Origin of the sequence: Polynucleobacter sp. es-GGE-1, from assembly GCF_018882005.1 — a bacterium.
Taxonomy (GTDB): domain Bacteria; phylum Pseudomonadota; class Gammaproteobacteria; order Burkholderiales; family Burkholderiaceae; genus Polynucleobacter.
In genome coordinates this window covers 51,642-69,006 of record NZ_JACVPE010000010.1, presented here as the reverse complement: position 1 = coordinate 69,006, position 17,365 = coordinate 51,642, and the positions used below count along the sequence as shown (strand labels likewise).

Below are 17,365 nucleotides of genomic sequence, written 5' to 3'. Positions count from 1 at the left end.
CGTATCGGCGCTATCTTGAAAATACCTATCTCGGTTTTAGTCGTTATCTACAAATCGAATAGGGATGTTTTATTGATAGAGCGTGCTGATCGTGCAGGCTTTTGGCAATCCGTTACTGGTAGCTTGGATAGGTCAGATGAAGATTTAGCTCAAGCGGCTACCCGTGAGGTTTTCGAAGAAACGGGGATTGCCGTTGACCAGCTGCCAGCAGATGCGCTGCGCAATTTGCATCACCAGATCGAATATGAGATCTATCCAGAGTGGCGCTTTCGATATGCGCCTGGCGTCACCAGAAATACTGAACATTGGTTTGCGCTGCAGGTTCCAGAAAATACTTCCATTCACCTTTCCCCAAGAGAGCATGTTGCTTATGATTGGTTGCCATTTGCAGAGGCAGCTCAGAAATGTTTTTCTCCTAGCAATGGTGAAGCGATTCTGAAATTGTTTTTAGCGAACTGAACTAGAAGCGAATAAGATAGAGCGATGAGACATTCATCGGGACACCATCACGGTAGCGCAGATTCCAAGCCCTCACAGGGAAGTGACTGGAAGGTTATTCGCGATTTAATTCCCTATCTACTGGAATATAAATTTAGAGTTGCGATTGCTCTGGCTTGCTTAGTGGCTGCTAAGGTTACCAATCTAGGTATCCCTATTTTGCTGAAGCGTTTAATTGATGATTTAAACCTCAGGGCAGACTCTCCACAAGTCTTACTTGTAGTTCCAGTAGGGCTCATTCTGGCTTACGGGCTCCTCCGAATGGCTGCATCCTTGTTTGCTGAGTTGCGTGAGTTTCTCTTCGCTAGGGTGACCCAAAATGCTGTCCGCAAAGTGGCTCTCCAGGTCTTTGAGCATTTACATGCTTTGGCGCTGAGCTTTCATCTGGCTCGTCAAACTGGAGGTGTCAGTCGAGATATTGAACGTGGTACTCGCGGTATTCAGTCGCTGATTTCTTATTCGCTCTATAGCATCCTACCAACGCTTGTTGAGTTCATTTTGGTGTTGGGCTATTTGGCGTACTCATATGATATTTGGTTTGCAGCAATTACCTTGTGCGCTTTGGTTTTCTATATCGTATTTACTGTAGTAGTCACGGAGTGGCGTACCCATTTTCGCAAGACTATGAATGACATGGATTCAAAGGCGAATCAGAAAGCCATTGATTCTTTATTAAATTTTGAGACGGTAAAGTATTTTGGTAATGAGGCTTTTGAAGCTAGTCGTTACGACAAAAATTTAGTGCGCTACCAGGCCGCTGCTATTAAGTCGCAAAAATCTTTAGCAGTTCTCAACTTTGGACAGCAAACAATCATTGCCATTGGCTTAGTCTTAATTTTGTGGCGCGCTACACTCGGCGTAGTAGACGGCACCATGACTCTTGGCGACCTTGTATTAGTAAACACTTTAATGATCCAGTTGTATATTCCACTCAATTTCTTGGGTGTGATTTATCGCGAGATCAAACAGTCTCTAACGGACATGGAGCGAATGTTTTCATTACTCAATACCGATAAAGAGATTGCTGATTCACCGAATGCACATCCATTGCGAATCGATCATCGTGGTCACGGGCCAGATGTCCGTTTTGAGAATGTATCTTTTCACTACGATGCTAAGCGTGAAATTTTGCGTGATGTCAGCTTCAACATTCCCGCCGGTACTATTACTGCGGTTGTGGGTCAAAGTGGTGCAGGCAAGAGTACCTTAGCTAGATTGCTCTTTCGATTCTATGATGTGCAGTCTGGAAAAATCTTGATTGATGGTCAAAACCTTCAAGATGTGACACAGGCAAGTTTGCGTAAAGCCATTGGCATCGTTCCCCAAGATACGGTTTTGTTCAATGACACCATTGGTTACAACATTGCCTATGGTGATCCTTCAGCAACAATTGACGAAGTTCATGAGGCTGCAAGGGCAGCGCAAATCGATGGCTTTATTAAACGTTTGCCTGAGGGTTATGAGACCCAAGTAGGCGAGCGGGGCCTGAAGCTATCAGGTGGCGAAAAGCAGCGTGTGGCAATTGCCAGAACTTTACTTAAAAAACCCGCAATGTTGATTTTTGATGAGGCTACTTCAGCTTTAGACTCTAAAACGGAGAGGGCTTTTCAGGAAGAATTACTCGGTTTGGCCAAAAATCGAACAACTCTGATCATTGCACATCGACTGTCAACCATTATTCATGCCGATCAAATCTTGGTGATGGATCATGGTCAGATTGTGGAGCGTGGCACTCATCCTGAGTTACTGGCTGCTAATGGGAGGTATGCCGAGATGTGGCAAATGCAGGAACGAGCGGCACTTGATTAGAATAGCTTCATGACGCAGCAAATGAATCCATCAGTTACTACAGAGGCTATTCTCAAGAATGCCTTTGCTGCTGCCGTATCGGTAGCGGATCCGCAGGTGATTGTCCCGCAATACTTAGCAAAGATATTTCCATTTGGGCAGGAGCCACAAGGTAAATGCTTGGTAGTTGGTGCCGGCAAAGCAAGTGCATCTATGGCAAGTGCCCTAGAGTCTTATGCAAAAGTAAACTGGCCCCAGACAAAGATAAATGGTGTGGTTCTGACGCGCTATGGCCACAGCTCTCCAACAGCTCACATCAAGATTGTGGAGGCTGGTCATCCGGTGCCTGATCAGGCTGGTATGGATGGCGCAAAGGAAGTGTTGGCTTTGGCTAATGAGCTTCAAGCTGGGGATGTCTTAATTGCTTTGGTATCAGGCGGCGGTTCTAGTCTTCTAACCTTGCCGGTCGAGGGCATTTCGATTGAAGATATGCGCAAGACTACTGAGGCACTCCTGCGCAGTGGTGCACCGATTGAAGAGATGAATATAGTGCGCAAACATTTATCAGCAATTCTGGGTGGCAACTTAGCAAGGGTTGCGATTGCACGCGGTGCTCGTGTTGAAGCTTTATTAATTTCAGATGTGACTGGGGATTCTCCAGCAGATATTGCGAGCGGTCCTTGTGCTGCTGACTATTCAACCTATTTAGATGCACTGAATATCTTAGAAAAATATCACTTAGGTACTGACGCAGTGCCTACAACTGTTTTGAATCATCTCAAGCAAGGTTTAGCCGGAGAGAAGCCAGAAACCTTAAAAGACATTGATTTGGTAGATGCGCAAGTAGCCAATCATGTGATTGCTACCGCATATAAAAGTTTAGAAGCAGCAGCTGATTATGTGCGTACCCTAGGATATGAACCTGTTGTTCTGGGTGACACCATTACCGGTGAAGCTCAAGAGGTTGGAGTGAGTCAAGCAAATTTGGTTCGTGAGTATTTAGCAAAAGGTGACAAGCCCTTGGCTCTTATTTCTGGTGGTGAATGCACGGTGACGATTCCTGCAGGGCTTAAGGGGCGCGGCGGTCGTTGCAGTGAATATCTTTTATCCCTTTTTGCTGCTAGTGCAGATTTATCCAACATTGCTGCCTTAGCGGCAGATACCGACGGTATTGATGGCAGCGAGAAAAATGCCGGCGCATGGTTTGATGGTGAAGTTCGAAAACTAGCTCAACCTCAAGGGCTTGTGCCAGAAACATTCTTGGCGGCACATGATTGCTATGGTTTCTTTGCAGAATTAGGAGCTTTAGTGGAAACTGGCCCTACACTCACAAATGTGAATGATTTCCGCATTATCTTGCTCGATAAATAATGATGTCCAATAGTTCCATACAAATTGAATTAATTCAGCCAGACGATTGGCATTTACACATTCGTGATGGCGAAGTAATGAAGGATGTATTAGCTGACACTGCTCGTCAATTTGCACGCGCGATCATCATGCCAAATTTGAAGCCACCAGTCACTACCGTGGATTTGGCCAAGGCTTATCAAGCTCGCATTGAATCGAATTTGAAATCATTAGGTATTGGCAGTTTTACGCCGCTGATGACTTTATATCTAACTGATAACACTTCAGCGGATGAGGTGCGTAAAGCTAAGGCAGAAGGCATAGTTGGATTCAAGCTATATCCTGCAGGTGCTACGACAAATAGCGATGCGGGTGTTAGTGATATTAAGCGTTGCTATCAAGCTTTAGAGGCGATGCAAACTGTTGGAATGCCTTTGCTAGTGCATGGTGAAGTGACTCATGCTGACGTTGATATCTTTGATCGCGAAGCTGTATTTATTGATCAAGTTCTGGAGCCATTGCGCAAAGATTTTCCTGAGCTCAAAATAGTGTTTGAGCACATTACGACAAAACAGGCGGCGCACTATGTCCGTGATACCTCGACTGACGGAAAGAATACGATTGCTGCGACGATCACCCCACAGCATTTGCTCATGAACCGCAATGCGATCTTTGCTGGCGGTATTCGTCCACACAACTACTGTTTGCCAGTACTCAAGCGTGAAGAGCATCGCGTTGCCTTGCTAGAGGCTGCTACTAGCAGCAATCCTCGTTTCTTCTTGGGTACCGATAGCGCGCCACATGCGAAGGGCGCTAAAGAGGCTGCTTGCGGTTGTGCTGGTTGCTATAGTGCATTTAATGCTTTGGGTTTATATGCTGAGGCATTCGAGAGTGTTGGCAAATTGGATCAACTTGAAGGCTTTGCCAGTTTCTTTGGTCCTGATTTTTATTCTTTGCCACGCAATAGTAAAAAAATTACTCTTTCCAAACAGGCGCAACGTATTCCTGCAGAATTGCCTTTAGGTGATACGACGATTGTGCCGCTGCGCGCAGGCGAAACAATTGCCTGGTCGTTGATTTAAATCTACATACGCTAGTCCTTCGTTTTCAAGCCAATTTGCTCCGTCTGCGTTAGACTGCAGGCGCAGAGTCAATTAGGCAATCGCCGCCTCTTTATTGAGGGGGAGGAAAGTCCGGACTCCACAGGGTAGGGTGATGGCTAACGGCCATCCACGGTGACGTGAGGAATAGGGCCACAGAGACGAGCGTATTTAGTTACGGTGAAACGCGGTAACCTCCACCTGGAGCAATCCCAAGTATGCAGACGATGAGGCGTCCCGCTGAGTCTGCGGGTAGGGAGCTTGAGCCGTTAGGTAACTAACGGCCTAGAGGAATGATTGCCCCTAGGTGCGAATCTAGGCGACAGAATCCGGCTTATCGATTGACTCTGCACTTATTCCGAAATGACTTCGACGCTGTAAGTCAGCTCAGCAGTTTTAGCCAGCATGGTAGTGGCGGAGCAATACTTTTCATGAGAAAGCTTCACGGCGCGATCCACTTTGGTTTGCTCTAAGTCTTTGCCTTTAACGATGAAGTGCAAATTAATCTTGGTAAAGACTTTGGGGTCCTCAGAGGCTCTTTCTGCCTGAAGGGTGACATCGCAGGCTGTAACTGCTTGGCGAGCCTTTTGTAGGATTAAAACCACATCAAATGCGGAACAACCTCCAGCTCCAGCCAGAAGGAGTTCCATCGGCCTTGGAGCTAGGTTTCTGCCGCCTGCTTCAGGGGCTCCGTCCATATTGACAAGATGCCCACTGCCGGTTTCAGCTGAAAAAGCCATACCGCCATTACCCAACCAAGAGACTCGACATTCCATATTAGTGATCCCTAACTTAATAAATTAATCAATATTATCAATAGTTTACCAATTTCTATATATTAGTATTGCCCTAAATTTGGGCTAAAAAACATCAGAAAATTGATTTTGGTCAATTTTTTTGCATTGCACCATAAATCTTGTGTAGAATAACCATATTGGTAGTCAGTCTTGTATAAGACTGAGATTTACCACCCAGTGTCTCCTCCACCCAAACATAGGTGGATTCCAACCCAGGACTCGTTCCTGGGTTTTTTTTGGGTTACAATTCAAGGCTTTACTGAATTACCGAACCAGTCAGCGGTGATTTGTTGTACCAGTTAGATTGCAGAATCTGCGAGCTTGCAAACATAAGCAGGGCCAAGGTGGACGTAGTTTGGTTGGGGTAATTTTTTGACTATAACAATTTGAGAAATCATGAAAACTTTTTCCGCAAAATCCCATGAGGTAAAGCGTGAATGGTTCGTGATTGACGCTACGGACAAAGTCCTCGGTCGTGTCGCCAGTGAAGTGGCACACCGTCTACGCGGCAAGCACAAGCCTGAATTCACACCACACGTTGATACTGGCGACTTTATCGTCGTGATCAATTCATCTAAGCTGCGTGTCACTGGCACAAAAGGCTTGAACAAGATTTATTACCGTCACAGCGGATACCCAGGTGGTATTAGCTCGACTAACTTCGACAAGATGCAAGACCGTTTTCCAGGCCGCGCTTTGGAGAAGGCTGTGAAGGGTATGTTGCCAAAAGGCCCACTAGGCTATGCCATGATCAAGAAATTGAAAGTTTATGGCGATGCTAATCATCCGCACACGGCTCAACAGCCTAAAGCGTTAGAGATTTAAGGAAACCAAATGGCTATTAATTACGGAAATTGGAATTACGGTACCGGTCGCCGCAAGAGTTCTGTTGCGCGCGTTTTTATTAAATCTGGCAAAGGCGAAATTACTGTTAACGGTAAGCCTATCGATGCTTATTTTGCTCGTGAAACATCGCGCATGATCGCTCGTCAGCCTTTGGCTCTCACAGCCCACTTAACGACCTTTGATATCAAAGTAAACGTTTCTGGTGGCGGTGAAACTGGCCAAGCTGGTGCAGTTCGTCACGGTGTGACTCGTGCATTGATCGATTACGACAACGCTCTGAAACCAACTCTGTCTAAAGCAGGCTTGGTTACTCGCGATGCTCGTGAAGTTGAGCGTAAAAAAGTTGGTCTGCATGGCGCTCGTCGTCGTAAGCAGTTCAGCAAGCGCTAATTCTTTCAGTCGCTTCAGTTTTATCGAAAGGGTCGCGCAAGCGGCCCTTTTTGTTTCTACAATGAAGCAAATTGTAAGAATGTTGTATTACTCTGTAAAAATAGAGTGATTGGGAATACAGGATTTTGGAGAAAGACATGATTAAGGTTGGCATCGTTGGCGGCACAGGATATACCGGGGTTGAGCTACTGCGTTTATTGGCCCAGCATCCTGAAGTCAAAATAGTTGCTATTACATCTCGCACTGAGGCTGGTATGCCAGTAGCCGAAATGTTCCCATCTTTGCGTGGTCGTGTTGATCTGAAATTTACAACACCGGATGAAGCCAAATTAAACGAATGTGATGCAGTGTTCTTTGCAACCCCGCATGGTGTTGCAATGGCACAAGCAAAAGAATTACTTGCAAGCAATGTGAAGATTTTGGATCTTGCGGCGGACTTCCGTTTGAAAGATGTTAAAGAATTTGCCAAGTGGTATGGCATGGAGCATAACTGCCCAGGGATTTTAGCTGAAGCTGTTTATGGTTTGGCGGAGATAAACCGCGAGGCTATTAAAAAAGCACGTGTTGTCGGCTTAGCTGGTTGTTATCCAACTTCAGTGCAACTTGGGCTTGCACCATTACTCTCTCCAAAATCTACTGGCGGCAAGCAGTTGATTGATGGTAATCACATTATTTCTGACTCCAAGTCAGGAACATCTGGTGCTGGACGTAAAGCCGAGATTGGCACATTGCTATCTGAGGCAAGTGATAACTTTAAAGCCTATGGTGTTAAAGGCCATCGCCATCTTCCTGAAATCGTGCAAGGTTTGAAGGCGATTGCAGGTCACGATCAGATTGGTCTGACATTTGTGCCGCATCTCACCCCAATGGTAAGAGGCATACACTCGACTTTATATGTCCGCCTGACCGATGCCGGAATGGATGTTGATTACCAAAAGCTCTATGAGAACTTCTATCAGGGTGAGCCTTTTGTCGATGTAATGCCTGCTGGCAGTCATCCAGAGACGCGTTCAGTGCGGGGTAGTAATGGCATTCGGATTGCGATCCACCGGCCAGGAGGTGGGGACACTTTGGTCATTTTGGTAGTGGAAGACAATCTAGTGAAGGGTGCTTCAGGTCAGGGCGTACAGTGTATGAACCTCATGTTTGGCTTACCAGAAACTACTGGGCTTAACCAAATAGCCGTTTCTCCATAATCGGGTATCTGGGTGATCAGTAATGACCCTTCAGCAGACTAGGCATTTAAAGCCTAGAATAGAGTTATCGTCTTTTGAATTAGGAGTAAATCATGACCCAATTAGCTACGCAACCTGCACAAGATTTAGCCGAGCCACCAACCCCTTTGGTATTCACGGATAGCGCTGCTGCAAAAGTGGCTGATTTGATTGCTGAAGAAGGTAATCCAGAGTTGAAGTTACGTGTGTTCGTTCAAGGTGGTGGATGCTCAGGTTTTCAATACGGCTTCACATTTGATGATGCTGTGAATGAAGATGACACCCTTTTTGAAAAGAATGGCGTTACTTTGTTAGTCGATTCAATGAGCTTCCAATATTTAGTGGGTGCTGAGATTGATTACAAAGAGGACATCAACGGCTCACAATTTGTGATTAAAAATCCAAATGCAACAACCACTTGTGGTTGTGGCTCTTCTTTCTCCGCTTAAAATCTACTACGCTGGATAGCAAGCACCTAGAATTCTAGGGCCCTTCGCTCCTGTAACGGCTAGCAAATTTGCTGGCCGTTTTTCTTTATGAGCCCAGGCAAGCCAAGCAAAAGCGAGGCCTTCAACGAGTTGCGGATCGATACCAACAGAATCACTCGTTGTAATTTCTAAAGGCTCTGTAAAGAAATGCTGTGCCTTCACTTTGAGTAAATTCATCAAGGCTTGGTTTTTGGCGCCGCCTCCGCAGACAATCAGCTTCTGGGTTTGTGGGCCATGACGTACTAAGGCTTCTAGCGCTGAATGAGCGCTTAGGTGCAATAGGGTTGCTTGCACATCTTCAATGGAATGATTCACATCCCCTAGTTTTTCTTGCAACCAGTTAAGATGAAAATCATCTCTTCCCGTACTTTTTGGTGGAGCTTTTGCAAAGAAGGGATCTGACAACATTCTTGCCAGCAGCTCTGTATTCACTTTACCTTGTAATGCCCATTTACCATTCTCATCAAAAGCATTTCCTTGATGTTGATGTATCCAAGCATCCATCAACATATTTCCAGGGCCACAATCAAAACCAGTAATTTCACCGCCATTTGGAATAAGAGTGAGATTGGCGATGCCGCCAATATTTAAGACTGCGATGCTTTTTGTTGCAGAAAATTGTTGTGCATGAAAAGCTGGCACTAATGGGGCACCCTGACCCCCAGCAGCAAGATCGCGACTTCTAAAATCTGCAATGACATCAATACCGGTCTTTTCAGCTAAGAGAGCTGGATTGAGAGTTTGGTGTGTGTATGCTAAATCTCCAAGATGAGGCTGATGGCGAATAGTTTGCCCATGGGCGCCAATAGCAGTGATATCCGATGCCTGCAAATTCGCTTTGTTAAGTAATGTGACCACTGCCTCGGCATAGGCTAGGGCCAAGGCGTTACCAGCTCGCCTCTCCCTATCGAGCTCATTGGGGCCTGGAGTTTGCAGATCAAAAAGGGCTTTTCGAAGATCGGGGGCAAAGGGTGCGCTAAAAGCCTCTACTGCGCTCGTTTGACCATTGGGCCCAATTTTTGCTAGAACGGCATCAATCCCATCCAGGCTGGTGCCAGACATTAGGCCAATGTAATGAGAATCGGACTTGTTCATGGGGTTCTGGGTTTAGCTCTCAAGGATGCGACAATTATGCTTTAGCAATTTAAATACTAATTTAACTGAAACAGTTAATCGAATCAGCATGACGGCTAAACCTGAACAAAAATATCCTTTGACTCCCGAAGTCTTTGCTGCAGTCGAAGTCACTAAACGTGGCTGTGATGAGCTATTAGTTGAGGCTGACTGGGTACAAAAGCTGGCTCGTAGCCAGGCCACTAAGACCCCACTCAGAATCAAACTGGGTTTGGATCCAACTGCTCCTGATATTCATTTAGGTCATACGGTTGTTCTGAATAAATTACGTCAGTTGCAAGATTTAGGTCATACCGTGATTTTCTTGATCGGTGACTTCACCAGCATGATCGGCGATCCATCGGGCCGCAATACTACTCGTCCACCATTAACTGCAGAAGAGATTGCTGTTAATGCCGAGACTTATTATCGTCAAGCAAGCATGGTGCTCGATCCAGCTAAAACAGAAGTGCGCTACAACAGCGAATGGTGTGATCCTTTAGGCGCACGCGGCATGATTCAGTTGGCTGCGAAACATACCGTTGCTCGTATGTTAGAGCGCGATGACTTTACGAAACGCTATCGCAATGGTGTACCGATTTCTATTCATGAGTTCTTATATCCTTTGATGCAGGGCTATGACTCGGTTGCTCTGAAGAGTGATTTAGAGCTTGGTGGTACTGATCAAAAATTTAATCTCTTGGTTGGTCGTGAACTCCAGCGTGAATATGGCCAAGAGCCTCAATGTATTTTGACTATGCCGCTCTTGGTTGGTTTGGATGGCGTTGAGAAGATGAGTAAGTCCAAAGGGAATTACATCGGTATTAGTGAGCCCGCTGGAGAAATGTTTGGCAAGCTCTTAAGCATCTCAGATGATTTGATGTGGGATTACTTCACATTGCTGTCATTCCGCCCAATGTCAGAAATTGATTTGATGAAGCAAGAAGTTGCTGCTGTACGAAACCCAAAAGACTGCAAAGTATTGCTTGCGCAAGAAATCGTTGCGCGCTTTCATTCTCAGGCTGCGGCAGAAAAAGCCTTAGAAGACTTTAATCACCGTGCTAAAGGCGGCGTCCCTGATGACATCCCAGAAGTAAATCTCTCTGGAGCCCCCATGGGAATTGCCAGCCTCCTCAAGGCTGCCGGCTTAGCACCATCTACATCAGAAGCGATGCGTAATGTTGAGCAAAGTGGTGTAAAGATTGATGGCGCTACCGTAACAGATAAACAAGCCAAAATTGAGGCTGGAACCTATGTTGTGCAGGTTGGTAAGCGTAAGTTTGCTAAGGTAACGCTGAGTTAATGAGTTTAGAGGTCTAGGCTAGCACTGCCACTAGGTGGGGTTAAACCAAAGTGCTCATAAGCTTGCCGAGTTGCTACACGACCGCGAGACGTTCTCTGTAGATAACCTTGCTGAATGAGGTAAGGTTCTAAGACATCCTCTATCGTGTCACGTTCCTCGCCAATTGCTGCAGCTAGGTTATCAATCCCGACTGGACCACCATCAAACTTGCGCAAGATAGCTTCAAGCAATTTTCTATCCATCACATCAAAACCACTTGGATCAACATCCAACATCTTCAGTGCGGCATCAGCCATGGCTTTGGTAATCGTGCCAGTGCCTTTTACTTCTGCATAGTCACGTACACGACGCAGTAAGCGATTGGCAATACGCGGAGTGCCACGGGCACGTTTTGCAATCTCTATAGATCCCTCTGGATCAATACTTGCCTTAAGCAAACTTGCCGAGCGATTGATGATTTTGGTGAGCTCTTCAGTGGTGTAGAACTCGAGTCTTGCCACAATTCCAAAGCGATCACGCAATGGATTGGTAAGCATGCCTGCGCGAGTCGTTGCGCCAATTAATGTAAATGGTTTGAGGTCGATCTTGACGCTACGCGCTGCAGGCCCTTCACCGATCATGATATCAAGGCTATAGTCTTCAAGCGCTGGATACAGGATCTCCTCAACTACTGGAGAGAGACGATGAATTTCATCAATGAAGAGCACATCATTAGTTTCTAAATTCGTTAACAATGCAGCGAGGTCGCCAGGCCTATCTAGAACAGGACCGCTGGTTTGGCGCAAGTTGACGCCCAACTCTCGCGCAATAATGTGTGCAAGCGTAGTTTTACCAAGACCTGGAGGACCAAATAGCAAAACATGATCAAGGGCTTCTTGACGTGCTCTAGTGGCGCTAATAAAGATTTCTAATTGGGCACGCGCTTTTGTTTGACCAACATACTCGTCGAGTTGTTTTGGGCGTAAAGCTCTTTCAAAGACAGCTTCAGAATTACCTACCGCGCCACTAACAATGCGGTCATTATTCTCCGGTAAATCTTCAGGGATAGAGCTGAGGTCGTCTGTATGAATTGCCATACTGCCAGTTTAGTGGGGTTTAGCTAATCAGGTCTTAGATAAATACTTTAAACCCATCCGAATGCCATCGGAAACCGAAGTGTCTGGCGGGATTTGCTTGAGGGCTAAGAGCGCTTCTTTTTCTGAATAGCCTAAAGCAAGCAGTGCTTGTAGCACTTCACTATTGGCATCTAATGCTTGAGGTTTGCCGGTAGTAATTCCTAAGTCTGGGGCAAGCTTACCTTTCAGTTCTAAGCAAAGACGCTCAGCAGTCTTTTTACCAATACCAGGAACTTGGGTCAGACGTCCAGCTTCTTGAAGAGCGATTGCTTGAGCCAACTCGTTCACACTCATGCCAGAGAGAACTGCTAATGCAGTTCTAGAGCCAACACCGCTGATCTTAATGAGCTGTCGAAATGCTTCGCGCTCTGTCTCAGTAGCAAAACCAAAGAGTTGCTGCGCATCCTCACGCACTTGGAAGTGAGTGAGAAGGGTGATTTTTTGACCTGCTTGGGGTAATTGATACAAGGTACTCATGGGCACATCCACTTCATAACCAATGCCTTGGCAATCGACCAAGAGGCGAGGTGGATGAATTGAAACGAGGATTCCTTGAATACGACCAATCATGTAGAGATCTTAACCTGTGAAGTGTATTTTTACTTACTGCGTTTCTTGGAGGTTAATGCTGCAGTAATAGCTTTTGGTATTTGAGCGTGATGGGCCGCGCAGATGGCGACGCCTAATGCATCAGAAGCATCAGTCCCTGGTGCACGATTTAATCTGAGGAGACGTTTCACCATCTCTTGTACTTGAGGTTTGGCTGCGCGACCTGTTCCAACAATGGCTTGCTTAACGCGAAGGGCACTGTATTCGGCAACGGGGAGCTTTTCTGCAACGAGTGCGGCAATAACAGCGCCTCTCGCTTGACCCAACATCAAAGTTGAACGTGGATTAACGTTTAAAAAGACTTCTTCAATTGCAGCAGACTCTGGGTGATAGGTTTCTAGAACTTCTTTAAGGCCAGCATAGAGGGCGCCTAAGCGCTCAGGCAAGCCCTTGGCAGGATCACCACTTTCAATCGTTCCAGAGGCTATATAGGTCAGTTTTTGGCCGTCAACATCGATGACACCAAAGCCAGTAGTACGCAAACCCGGGTCGATTCCAATCCAACGCATGCGTATTTTTTCTTCCCTTACTTAATGACGGAAGTGACGAGTGCCAGTAAAGATCATGGCAATGCCATGTTCATTTGCTGCAGCAATGATTTCATCATCACGCATACTGCCTCCTGGTTGAATCGCACAGCTCGCGCCGCCATTAACAACCACATCCAGACCATCGCGAAATGGGAAGAAGGCATCACTGGCAACTGCTGAACCTTTTAGGCTTAAGCCTGCATTTTCAGCTTTAATGCTAGCCATACGTGCAGAGTCAACCCGGCTCATTTGGCCTGCGCCAATGCCGAGGGTCATGCCATTAGCGCAATACACAATGGCATTGGATTTGACGAACTTGGCTACTCGCCATGCAAACATCATGTCATTCATTTCGCTTGGAGTTGGCTGTCTTTGGCTAACAACGCGCATCTCACTTTGAAGAACATTCTTTGCATCTGGCGATTGAACTAGTAAACCACCGCCAACGCGCTTGAAATCAAAATGATTAAATGCAGTGCCGAGTGGAATTTCCAGAAGACGTACATTTTGCTTAACTGCAAAGATTGCTTTCGCTTCATCGCTAAAGCTTGGAGCAATTAATACTTCGACAAATTGCTTGGAAATAGCCTCAGCAGCAGCGCCGTCGCAGAGAACATTAAAGGCAATAATTCCACCAAAAGCTGAACTCGGATCTGTTTTAAAAGCTTTTTGATAGGCTTCTAGTGCTGTTGCGCCAACAGCTACGCCACAGGGATTGGCATGCTTGATGATGACACAGGCTGCTGCGCCGTCAGCATTGTCAGAAAAGCTTTTGACACATTCCCAAGCAGAGTCAGCATCAGCGATATTGTTGTAAGAAAGCTCTTTGCCTTGCAACTGCTGATAGCTTGCAAGAGCGCCAGTTACTGGGTAAATATCTTTGTAGAACGCAGCAGATTGATGTGGGTTTTCTCCATAACGCATCTCTTGTACTTTTTCAAAAGCCAGATGCAACGTTTTTGGATAAGCAGAGCGGGCTTTGTGATCTAGGTCATCGCCCAATGCGGACAGATAATTGGCAATGGCACCATCGTATTGAGCAGTATGTGCAAATACTTTTTTAGCCAATGCTAAGTTCGTCTTATATGAAACTGTATTGTTGTTGGCTTTCATTTCAGCCAATACTGGCGCGTAATCTTCTGGTGAAATTAAGACGGTGACATCTTGATGATTTTTTGCTGCTGCACGTAACATCGCAGGGCCACCGATGTCGATGTTCTCAACTGCATCCTCAAAGGAGCAGCTTTCTTTTGCCACTGTCTCATTGAAGGGGTAGAGATTGATTACGAGCATATCGATTGTGTCGATGCCATGCTTCTTCAGGGCCGCCATGTGCTCAGGAAAGTCTCTACGAGCCAATAAGCCACCATGTACCATTGGGTGAAGTGTTTTTACGCGGCCATCTAGCATTTCAGGAAATTGAGTTAAAGAAGATACTTCGACTACGGGCAGATTATTTTCGGCTAATAGCTTTGCCGTACCGCCGGTAGAAATGAGTTTGATTCCTTGCTCATGAAGAGCTTTAGCGAAAGGCACAATGCCCTTTTTATCGGATACGGAGAGAAGCGCTGTACGGATCATAAGTTTTGGAAGGTTTAATAAATAACTGTTTATTTAATGAGCTGATGTTCAACTAATTTCTTGTGCAGGGTATTGCGGTTGATACCAAGGTATTGAGCAGCTAAAGATTGATTTTGTTTGGCATGTTGCATAACGAGTTCAAGCATTGGTTTTTCTACCACGGCCAACACCATTTGATAGATGCCGTTTGGTGGCGTACCCTTGAGATCATTTAAGTAAACCTGTAATTGCGTTTCAATGCATTCGGTGATCGGGTGTTTATTGGTCATAAATATGAATTGATATATGAATTTGGTGCTTAAAGTCGAAAAATTAGGCTGCTTCTAAAAAGAGTAGGCGGTCAGAATGAGATTTCATTTCATCAAAATAATCATTGACCATTTGTAATTGGGTTTTGCAATCATCTGCAGTATTCATACGCTGACGAAAAGCATGTGAGTCTCGCAAACCTTTGCAATACCAGCCGATATGTTTGCGGGCTGTGCGAAGGCCAATGTATTCACCGTAGAACTCATAGTGATCTAAAAGATGGGCATTCATGATTTTCTGAATTTCTTTAATCTCTGGAGTGGGTAGCTTGCCACCAGTCTCTAAGTAATGATTGATTTCACGAAAGATCCAGGGGCGCCCTTGTGCGGCACGACCAATCATGATGGCATCGGCACCAGTGCTTTCTAAAACAAATACTGCTTTTTCTGGGCTATTGATATCGCCATTCGCAACCACAGGAATATCCACACTGTTTTTAACGGCGGTGATTGTTTCATATTCTGCTTCACCTAGATAAAGGTCGGCACGCGTACGGCCATGAACGGTAAGCATGGAGATGCCGCAATTTTCAGCAAGGCGTGCAATCTCGATTGCATTTTTATGCTCACGATCCCAGCCAGTCCGAATTTTTAAAGTCACCGGTACTGCATCTGGGCCAACGCCGACTGCATTAACAACCGCTTCTAATATTTGTTGTACAAGTGGTTCATCACGGAGTAATGCCGAGCCTGCAGCAACGTTACAAACTTTCTTTGCGGGGCAGCCCATATTGATGTCGATAATTTGCGCACCATGGTCTACATTCATTTTTGCTGCTGCAGCCATCATTGCGGGATCTGCACCAGCAATTTGGACTGCAATCGGTTTGAATTCGCCAATATGATTGGCACGACGTTGGGTTTTTTCGCTTTTCCACAAAAGAGCATTAGAAGCCACCATCTCTGAGACGGCGTACCCAGCACCTAATTGCTTACAAAGCTGCCTAAATGGACGATCTGTTACTCCTGCCATGGGTGCGACAAAGAGTCTATTTGCGAGGGTATGAGGGCCAATCTTCATCTATTGCGGGTTTGTGCTGGGGCGACTCGGTGGGTATTTTGCGAAAAGCATGACACTTTAGCACAGTCAGACCAAAATCTGCCTATTTTTTAGGCAGATTACTTGCTTCAGATGAACTACTGAATGTTTGGAGTTTGAAGGCTTTTGAAGCCCCTTAGCGCCTGCCAAACATCATCTGGCGAGCCAAGGCTGTTTTGACTGGTGGAAGCCACTGAAGGGCTGATAAGGCCAATCCTCGAGCGACAACTACGGGGGCGAGATTTGAGGTGAATACTCTTGCCATCAAGTCTGTCAAACCAATCGTTGTGGTTCTATCGGCTTTACGACTTTGTGCATAACTTTCCAAAGTATTTTGAATCTGCACTGCTGTTTGCTGATCAAGCGCGCTGGAAAATAGCCCCGCCAATTTTTCCGCTAATAAGTAAGCATCTCGTAAACCTAAGTTCAAGCCTTGACCTGCAACAGGATGCAAAGCTTGAGCTGCATTGCCAATCCATACTTCATGGTCTTTAGTAATTTGTTTGCGATAGTTCAGGCCAAGTTCAAATAAACGACGATCTTGAATTTTGAGAAAACGGCCAATGCGTGAGCCAAATTCATTTTGTAAGGATGTTAAAAATTCAGCATCACTCAATTGCAAGCGTTGATGTGAGGATTCTGGTGAGCCACACCAAACGAGATTAAGAATATTGGGTCCGTAGTGACTCGGTAATACTGCCAGCGGTCCTTCGGCAGTAAAGCGCTCCCAGGCTTGATAAGGTATGGCATTTTCTACTTCAACTAATCCTACTAAGGCTGATTGCCCATAGTCTCGACCAGATTCCACCCAATCTTGTTTTTTAAAGAGTCCGCCTTCGGCGTGGACTACGCACTGAGCATTGATATGGTCATGCTCAACATTGCTATCAATAGGTTGCCAAATAAAATTCGGGCTCTTTACCTGAATATTTCTTAAGGCTTGGCGAAGCGTAATGTGAATGTCACGATAACGAATAATGTGACCAAGTGCATCCTGACGAAGCTCTTCGCGTGTCATGAGTGCGCGACCAAAGCGACCCGCTTGCGAGACATGTACACGATGGATATCAGCGCAATCTGATGGCCATGCATGGATCGTATCTAGTAGGAGCTTGCTACCATGTGAAAGGGCAATACCTCTACTATCAGCAGCTACAAGCTCTGCGTCATCGGCAGGATTACGGTCTAGTAGCGTCAGTTTTGCTTCGGGAAACTTTTGCAAAATCCATGCAGCGCAGGCAAGCCCAACAGGCCCGCCCCCATGAATCAAGATGTCGCAGTCTTTGGGACTCATTC

General features: G+C 45.8%; 18 protein-coding genes and 1 other RNA gene. 10 read left to right on the top strand and 9 right to left on the bottom strand.

What is annotated here, in order from left to right; translation table 11 throughout:
• Nucleotides 1-15 precede the first annotated feature (15 nt).
• The 5 genes from nudB to rnpB all read left to right on the top strand — a co-directional run bounded on the left by nudB (nucleotide 16) and on the right by rnpB (nucleotide 5,089).
• On the top strand, nucleotides 16-459 hold the full coding sequence (nudB, locus tag ICN35_RS09175) for a dihydroneopterin triphosphate diphosphatase (RefSeq protein ID WP_216126932.1): 444 nt from the start codon (nucleotides 16-18) through the stop codon (nucleotides 457-459).
• 24 nt (nucleotides 460-483) lie between these two features.
• Nucleotides 484-2,307, top strand: coding sequence for an ABC transporter ATP-binding protein/permease (locus ICN35_RS09170; RefSeq protein ID WP_216126929.1), 1,824 nt, complete (start codon nucleotides 484-486; stop codon nucleotides 2,305-2,307).
• Nucleotides 2,308-2,316: 9 nt separating this feature from the next.
• Nucleotides 2,317-3,657 (top strand): glycerate kinase, encoded by a 1,341-nt coding sequence (locus ICN35_RS09165; RefSeq protein WP_255535785.1) that lies wholly within the window; start codon nucleotides 2,317-2,319, stop codon nucleotides 3,655-3,657.
• A gap of 2 nt (nucleotides 3,658-3,659) precedes the next feature.
• Nucleotides 3,660-4,718, top strand: coding sequence for a dihydroorotase (pyrC, locus tag ICN35_RS09160; protein WP_216126927.1), 1,059 nt, complete (start codon nucleotides 3,660-3,662; stop codon nucleotides 4,716-4,718).
• Nucleotides 4,719-4,782: 64 nt separating this feature from the next.
• Nucleotides 4,783-5,089: RNase P RNA component class A (gene rnpB / locus ICN35_RS09155), an RNA gene on the top strand.
• Here the strand turns inward: rnpB and ICN35_RS09150 are convergent.
• Nucleotides 5,090-5,512 carry an OsmC family protein gene (locus ICN35_RS09150; RefSeq protein WP_215319053.1) on the bottom strand — a complete coding sequence of 141 codons (423 nt, stop codon included), beginning with the start codon at nucleotides 5,510-5,512 and terminating at the stop codon, nucleotides 5,090-5,092.
• 417 nt (nucleotides 5,513-5,929) lie between these two features.
• Between ICN35_RS09150 and rplM the strand changes: the two genes are divergently transcribed.
• The 4 genes from rplM (at nucleotide 5,930) to erpA (ending at nucleotide 8,432) form a co-directional block, all read left to right on the top strand.
• Nucleotides 5,930-6,358, top strand: coding sequence for a 50S ribosomal protein L13 (rplM, locus tag ICN35_RS09145; RefSeq protein ID WP_068949468.1), 429 nt, complete (start codon nucleotides 5,930-5,932; stop codon nucleotides 6,356-6,358).
• Between the two features lie 9 nt (nucleotides 6,359-6,367).
• Entirely contained in the window at nucleotides 6,368-6,769 is a 402-nt protein-coding gene (gene rpsI, locus ICN35_RS09140; protein ID WP_015422033.1) for a 30S ribosomal protein S9, read from the top strand.
• 137 nt (nucleotides 6,770-6,906) lie between these two features.
• Nucleotides 6,907-7,965: an N-acetyl-gamma-glutamyl-phosphate reductase gene (gene argC, locus ICN35_RS09135; protein ID WP_216126924.1), complete on the top strand. Its 1,059-nt coding sequence runs from the start codon at nucleotides 6,907-6,909 to the stop codon at nucleotides 7,963-7,965.
• 92 nt (nucleotides 7,966-8,057) lie between these two features.
• On the top strand, nucleotides 8,058-8,432 hold the full coding sequence (gene erpA / locus ICN35_RS09130) for an iron-sulfur cluster insertion protein ErpA (RefSeq protein ID WP_215295874.1): 375 nt from the start codon (nucleotides 8,058-8,060) through the stop codon (nucleotides 8,430-8,432).
• A gap of 6 nt (nucleotides 8,433-8,438) precedes the next feature.
• On the opposite strand, the gene ICN35_RS09125 is transcribed toward erpA, so the two are convergent.
• Entirely contained in the window at nucleotides 8,439-9,566 is a 1,128-nt protein-coding gene (locus ICN35_RS09125) for an anhydro-N-acetylmuramic acid kinase (RefSeq protein WP_216126921.1), read from the bottom strand.
• An 88-nt stretch (nucleotides 9,567-9,654) separates the two neighbouring features.
• Between ICN35_RS09125 and tyrS the strand changes: the two genes are divergently transcribed.
• Nucleotides 9,655-10,887: a tyrosine--tRNA ligase gene (tyrS, locus tag ICN35_RS09120; protein ID WP_216126919.1), complete on the top strand. Its 1,233-nt coding sequence runs from the start codon at nucleotides 9,655-9,657 to the stop codon at nucleotides 10,885-10,887.
• Nucleotides 10,888-10,892: 5 nt separating this feature from the next.
• Here tyrS and ruvB read toward each other — a convergent pair whose 3' ends face one another.
• The 7 genes from ruvB to ICN35_RS09085 all read right to left on the bottom strand — a co-directional run bounded on the left by ruvB (nucleotide 10,893) and on the right by ICN35_RS09085 (nucleotide 17,363).
• Nucleotides 10,893-11,963 (bottom strand): Holliday junction branch migration DNA helicase RuvB, encoded by a 1,071-nt coding sequence (gene ruvB, locus ICN35_RS09115; protein ID WP_216126917.1) that lies wholly within the window; start codon nucleotides 11,961-11,963, stop codon nucleotides 10,893-10,895.
• 27 nt (nucleotides 11,964-11,990) lie between these two features.
• The gene (gene ruvA, locus ICN35_RS09110) at nucleotides 11,991-12,572 is read right to left on the bottom strand and encodes a Holliday junction branch migration protein RuvA (RefSeq protein WP_216126914.1); all 582 of its coding nucleotides are present in this window, start codon (nucleotides 12,570-12,572) and stop codon (nucleotides 11,991-11,993) included.
• 29 nt (nucleotides 12,573-12,601) lie between these two features.
• Nucleotides 12,602-13,120: a crossover junction endodeoxyribonuclease RuvC gene (gene ruvC, locus ICN35_RS09105; RefSeq protein WP_216126912.1), complete on the bottom strand. Its 519-nt coding sequence runs from the start codon at nucleotides 13,118-13,120 to the stop codon at nucleotides 12,602-12,604.
• A 21-nt stretch (nucleotides 13,121-13,141) separates the two neighbouring features.
• Entirely contained in the window at nucleotides 13,142-14,722 is a 1,581-nt protein-coding gene (gene purH, locus ICN35_RS09100) for a bifunctional phosphoribosylaminoimidazolecarboxamide formyltransferase/IMP cyclohydrolase (protein WP_216126910.1), read from the bottom strand.
• 29 nt (nucleotides 14,723-14,751) lie between these two features.
• Nucleotides 14,752-14,991, bottom strand: coding sequence for a helix-turn-helix domain-containing protein (locus ICN35_RS09095; protein ID WP_215295867.1), 240 nt, complete (start codon nucleotides 14,989-14,991; stop codon nucleotides 14,752-14,754).
• Nucleotides 14,992-15,034: 43 nt separating this feature from the next.
• Entirely contained in the window at nucleotides 15,035-16,051 is a 1,017-nt protein-coding gene (dusB, locus tag ICN35_RS09090; RefSeq protein ID WP_216126908.1) for a tRNA dihydrouridine synthase DusB, read from the bottom strand.
• Nucleotides 16,052-16,205: 154 nt separating this feature from the next.
• Nucleotides 16,206-17,363, bottom strand: coding sequence for an FAD-dependent monooxygenase (locus tag ICN35_RS09085; protein WP_216126906.1), 1,158 nt, complete (start codon nucleotides 17,361-17,363; stop codon nucleotides 16,206-16,208).
• Nucleotides 17,364-17,365 lie beyond the last annotated feature (2 nt).

What these genes read in the sequence shown, in the direction of transcription:
- ruvA (WP_216126914.1), bottom strand. Translation starts at nt 12,572, where the DNA reads ATGATTGGTCGTATTCAAGGAATCCTCGTTTCAATTCATCCACCTCGC.
- dusB (WP_216126908.1), bottom strand. Translation starts at nt 16,051, where the DNA reads ATGAAGATTGGCCCTCATACCCTCGCAAATAGACTCTTTGTCGCACCC.
- ruvC (WP_216126912.1), bottom strand. Translation starts at nt 13,120, where the DNA reads ATGCGTTGGATTGGAATCGACCCGGGTTTGCGTACTACTGGCTTTGGT.
- rplM (WP_068949468.1), top strand. Translation starts at nt 5,930, where the DNA reads ATGAAAACTTTTTCCGCAAAATCCCATGAGGTAAAGCGTGAATGGTTC.
- erpA (WP_215295874.1), top strand. Translation starts at nt 8,058, where the DNA reads ATGACCCAATTAGCTACGCAACCTGCACAAGATTTAGCCGAGCCACCA.
- ICN35_RS09095 (WP_215295867.1), bottom strand. Translation starts at nt 14,991, where the DNA reads ATGACCAATAAACACCCGATCACCGAATGCATTGAAACGCAATTACAG.
- ICN35_RS09125 (WP_216126921.1), bottom strand. Translation starts at nt 9,566, where the DNA reads ATGAACAAGTCCGATTCTCATTACATTGGCCTAATGTCTGGCACCAGC.
- ICN35_RS09085 (WP_216126906.1), bottom strand. Translation starts at nt 17,363, where the DNA reads ATGAGTCCCAAAGACTGCGACATCTTGATTCATGGGGGCGGGCCTGTT.
- ruvB (WP_216126917.1), bottom strand. Translation starts at nt 11,963, where the DNA reads ATGGCAATTCATACAGACGACCTCAGCTCTATCCCTGAAGATTTACCG.
- ICN35_RS09150 (WP_215319053.1), bottom strand. Translation starts at nt 5,512, where the DNA reads ATGGAATGTCGAGTCTCTTGGTTGGGTAATGGCGGTATGGCTTTTTCA.
- ICN35_RS09170 (WP_216126929.1), top strand. Translation starts at nt 484, where the DNA reads ATGAGACATTCATCGGGACACCATCACGGTAGCGCAGATTCCAAGCCC.
- tyrS (WP_216126919.1), top strand. Translation starts at nt 9,655, where the DNA reads ATGACGGCTAAACCTGAACAAAAATATCCTTTGACTCCCGAAGTCTTT.
- argC (WP_216126924.1), top strand. Translation starts at nt 6,907, where the DNA reads ATGATTAAGGTTGGCATCGTTGGCGGCACAGGATATACCGGGGTTGAG.
- pyrC (WP_216126927.1), top strand. Translation starts at nt 3,660, where the DNA reads ATGTCCAATAGTTCCATACAAATTGAATTAATTCAGCCAGACGATTGG.
- purH (WP_216126910.1), bottom strand. Translation starts at nt 14,722, where the DNA reads ATGATCCGTACAGCGCTTCTCTCCGTATCCGATAAAAAGGGCATTGTG.
- rpsI (WP_015422033.1), top strand. Translation starts at nt 6,368, where the DNA reads ATGGCTATTAATTACGGAAATTGGAATTACGGTACCGGTCGCCGCAAG.
- ICN35_RS09165 (WP_255535785.1), top strand. Translation starts at nt 2,317, where the DNA reads ATGACGCAGCAAATGAATCCATCAGTTACTACAGAGGCTATTCTCAAG.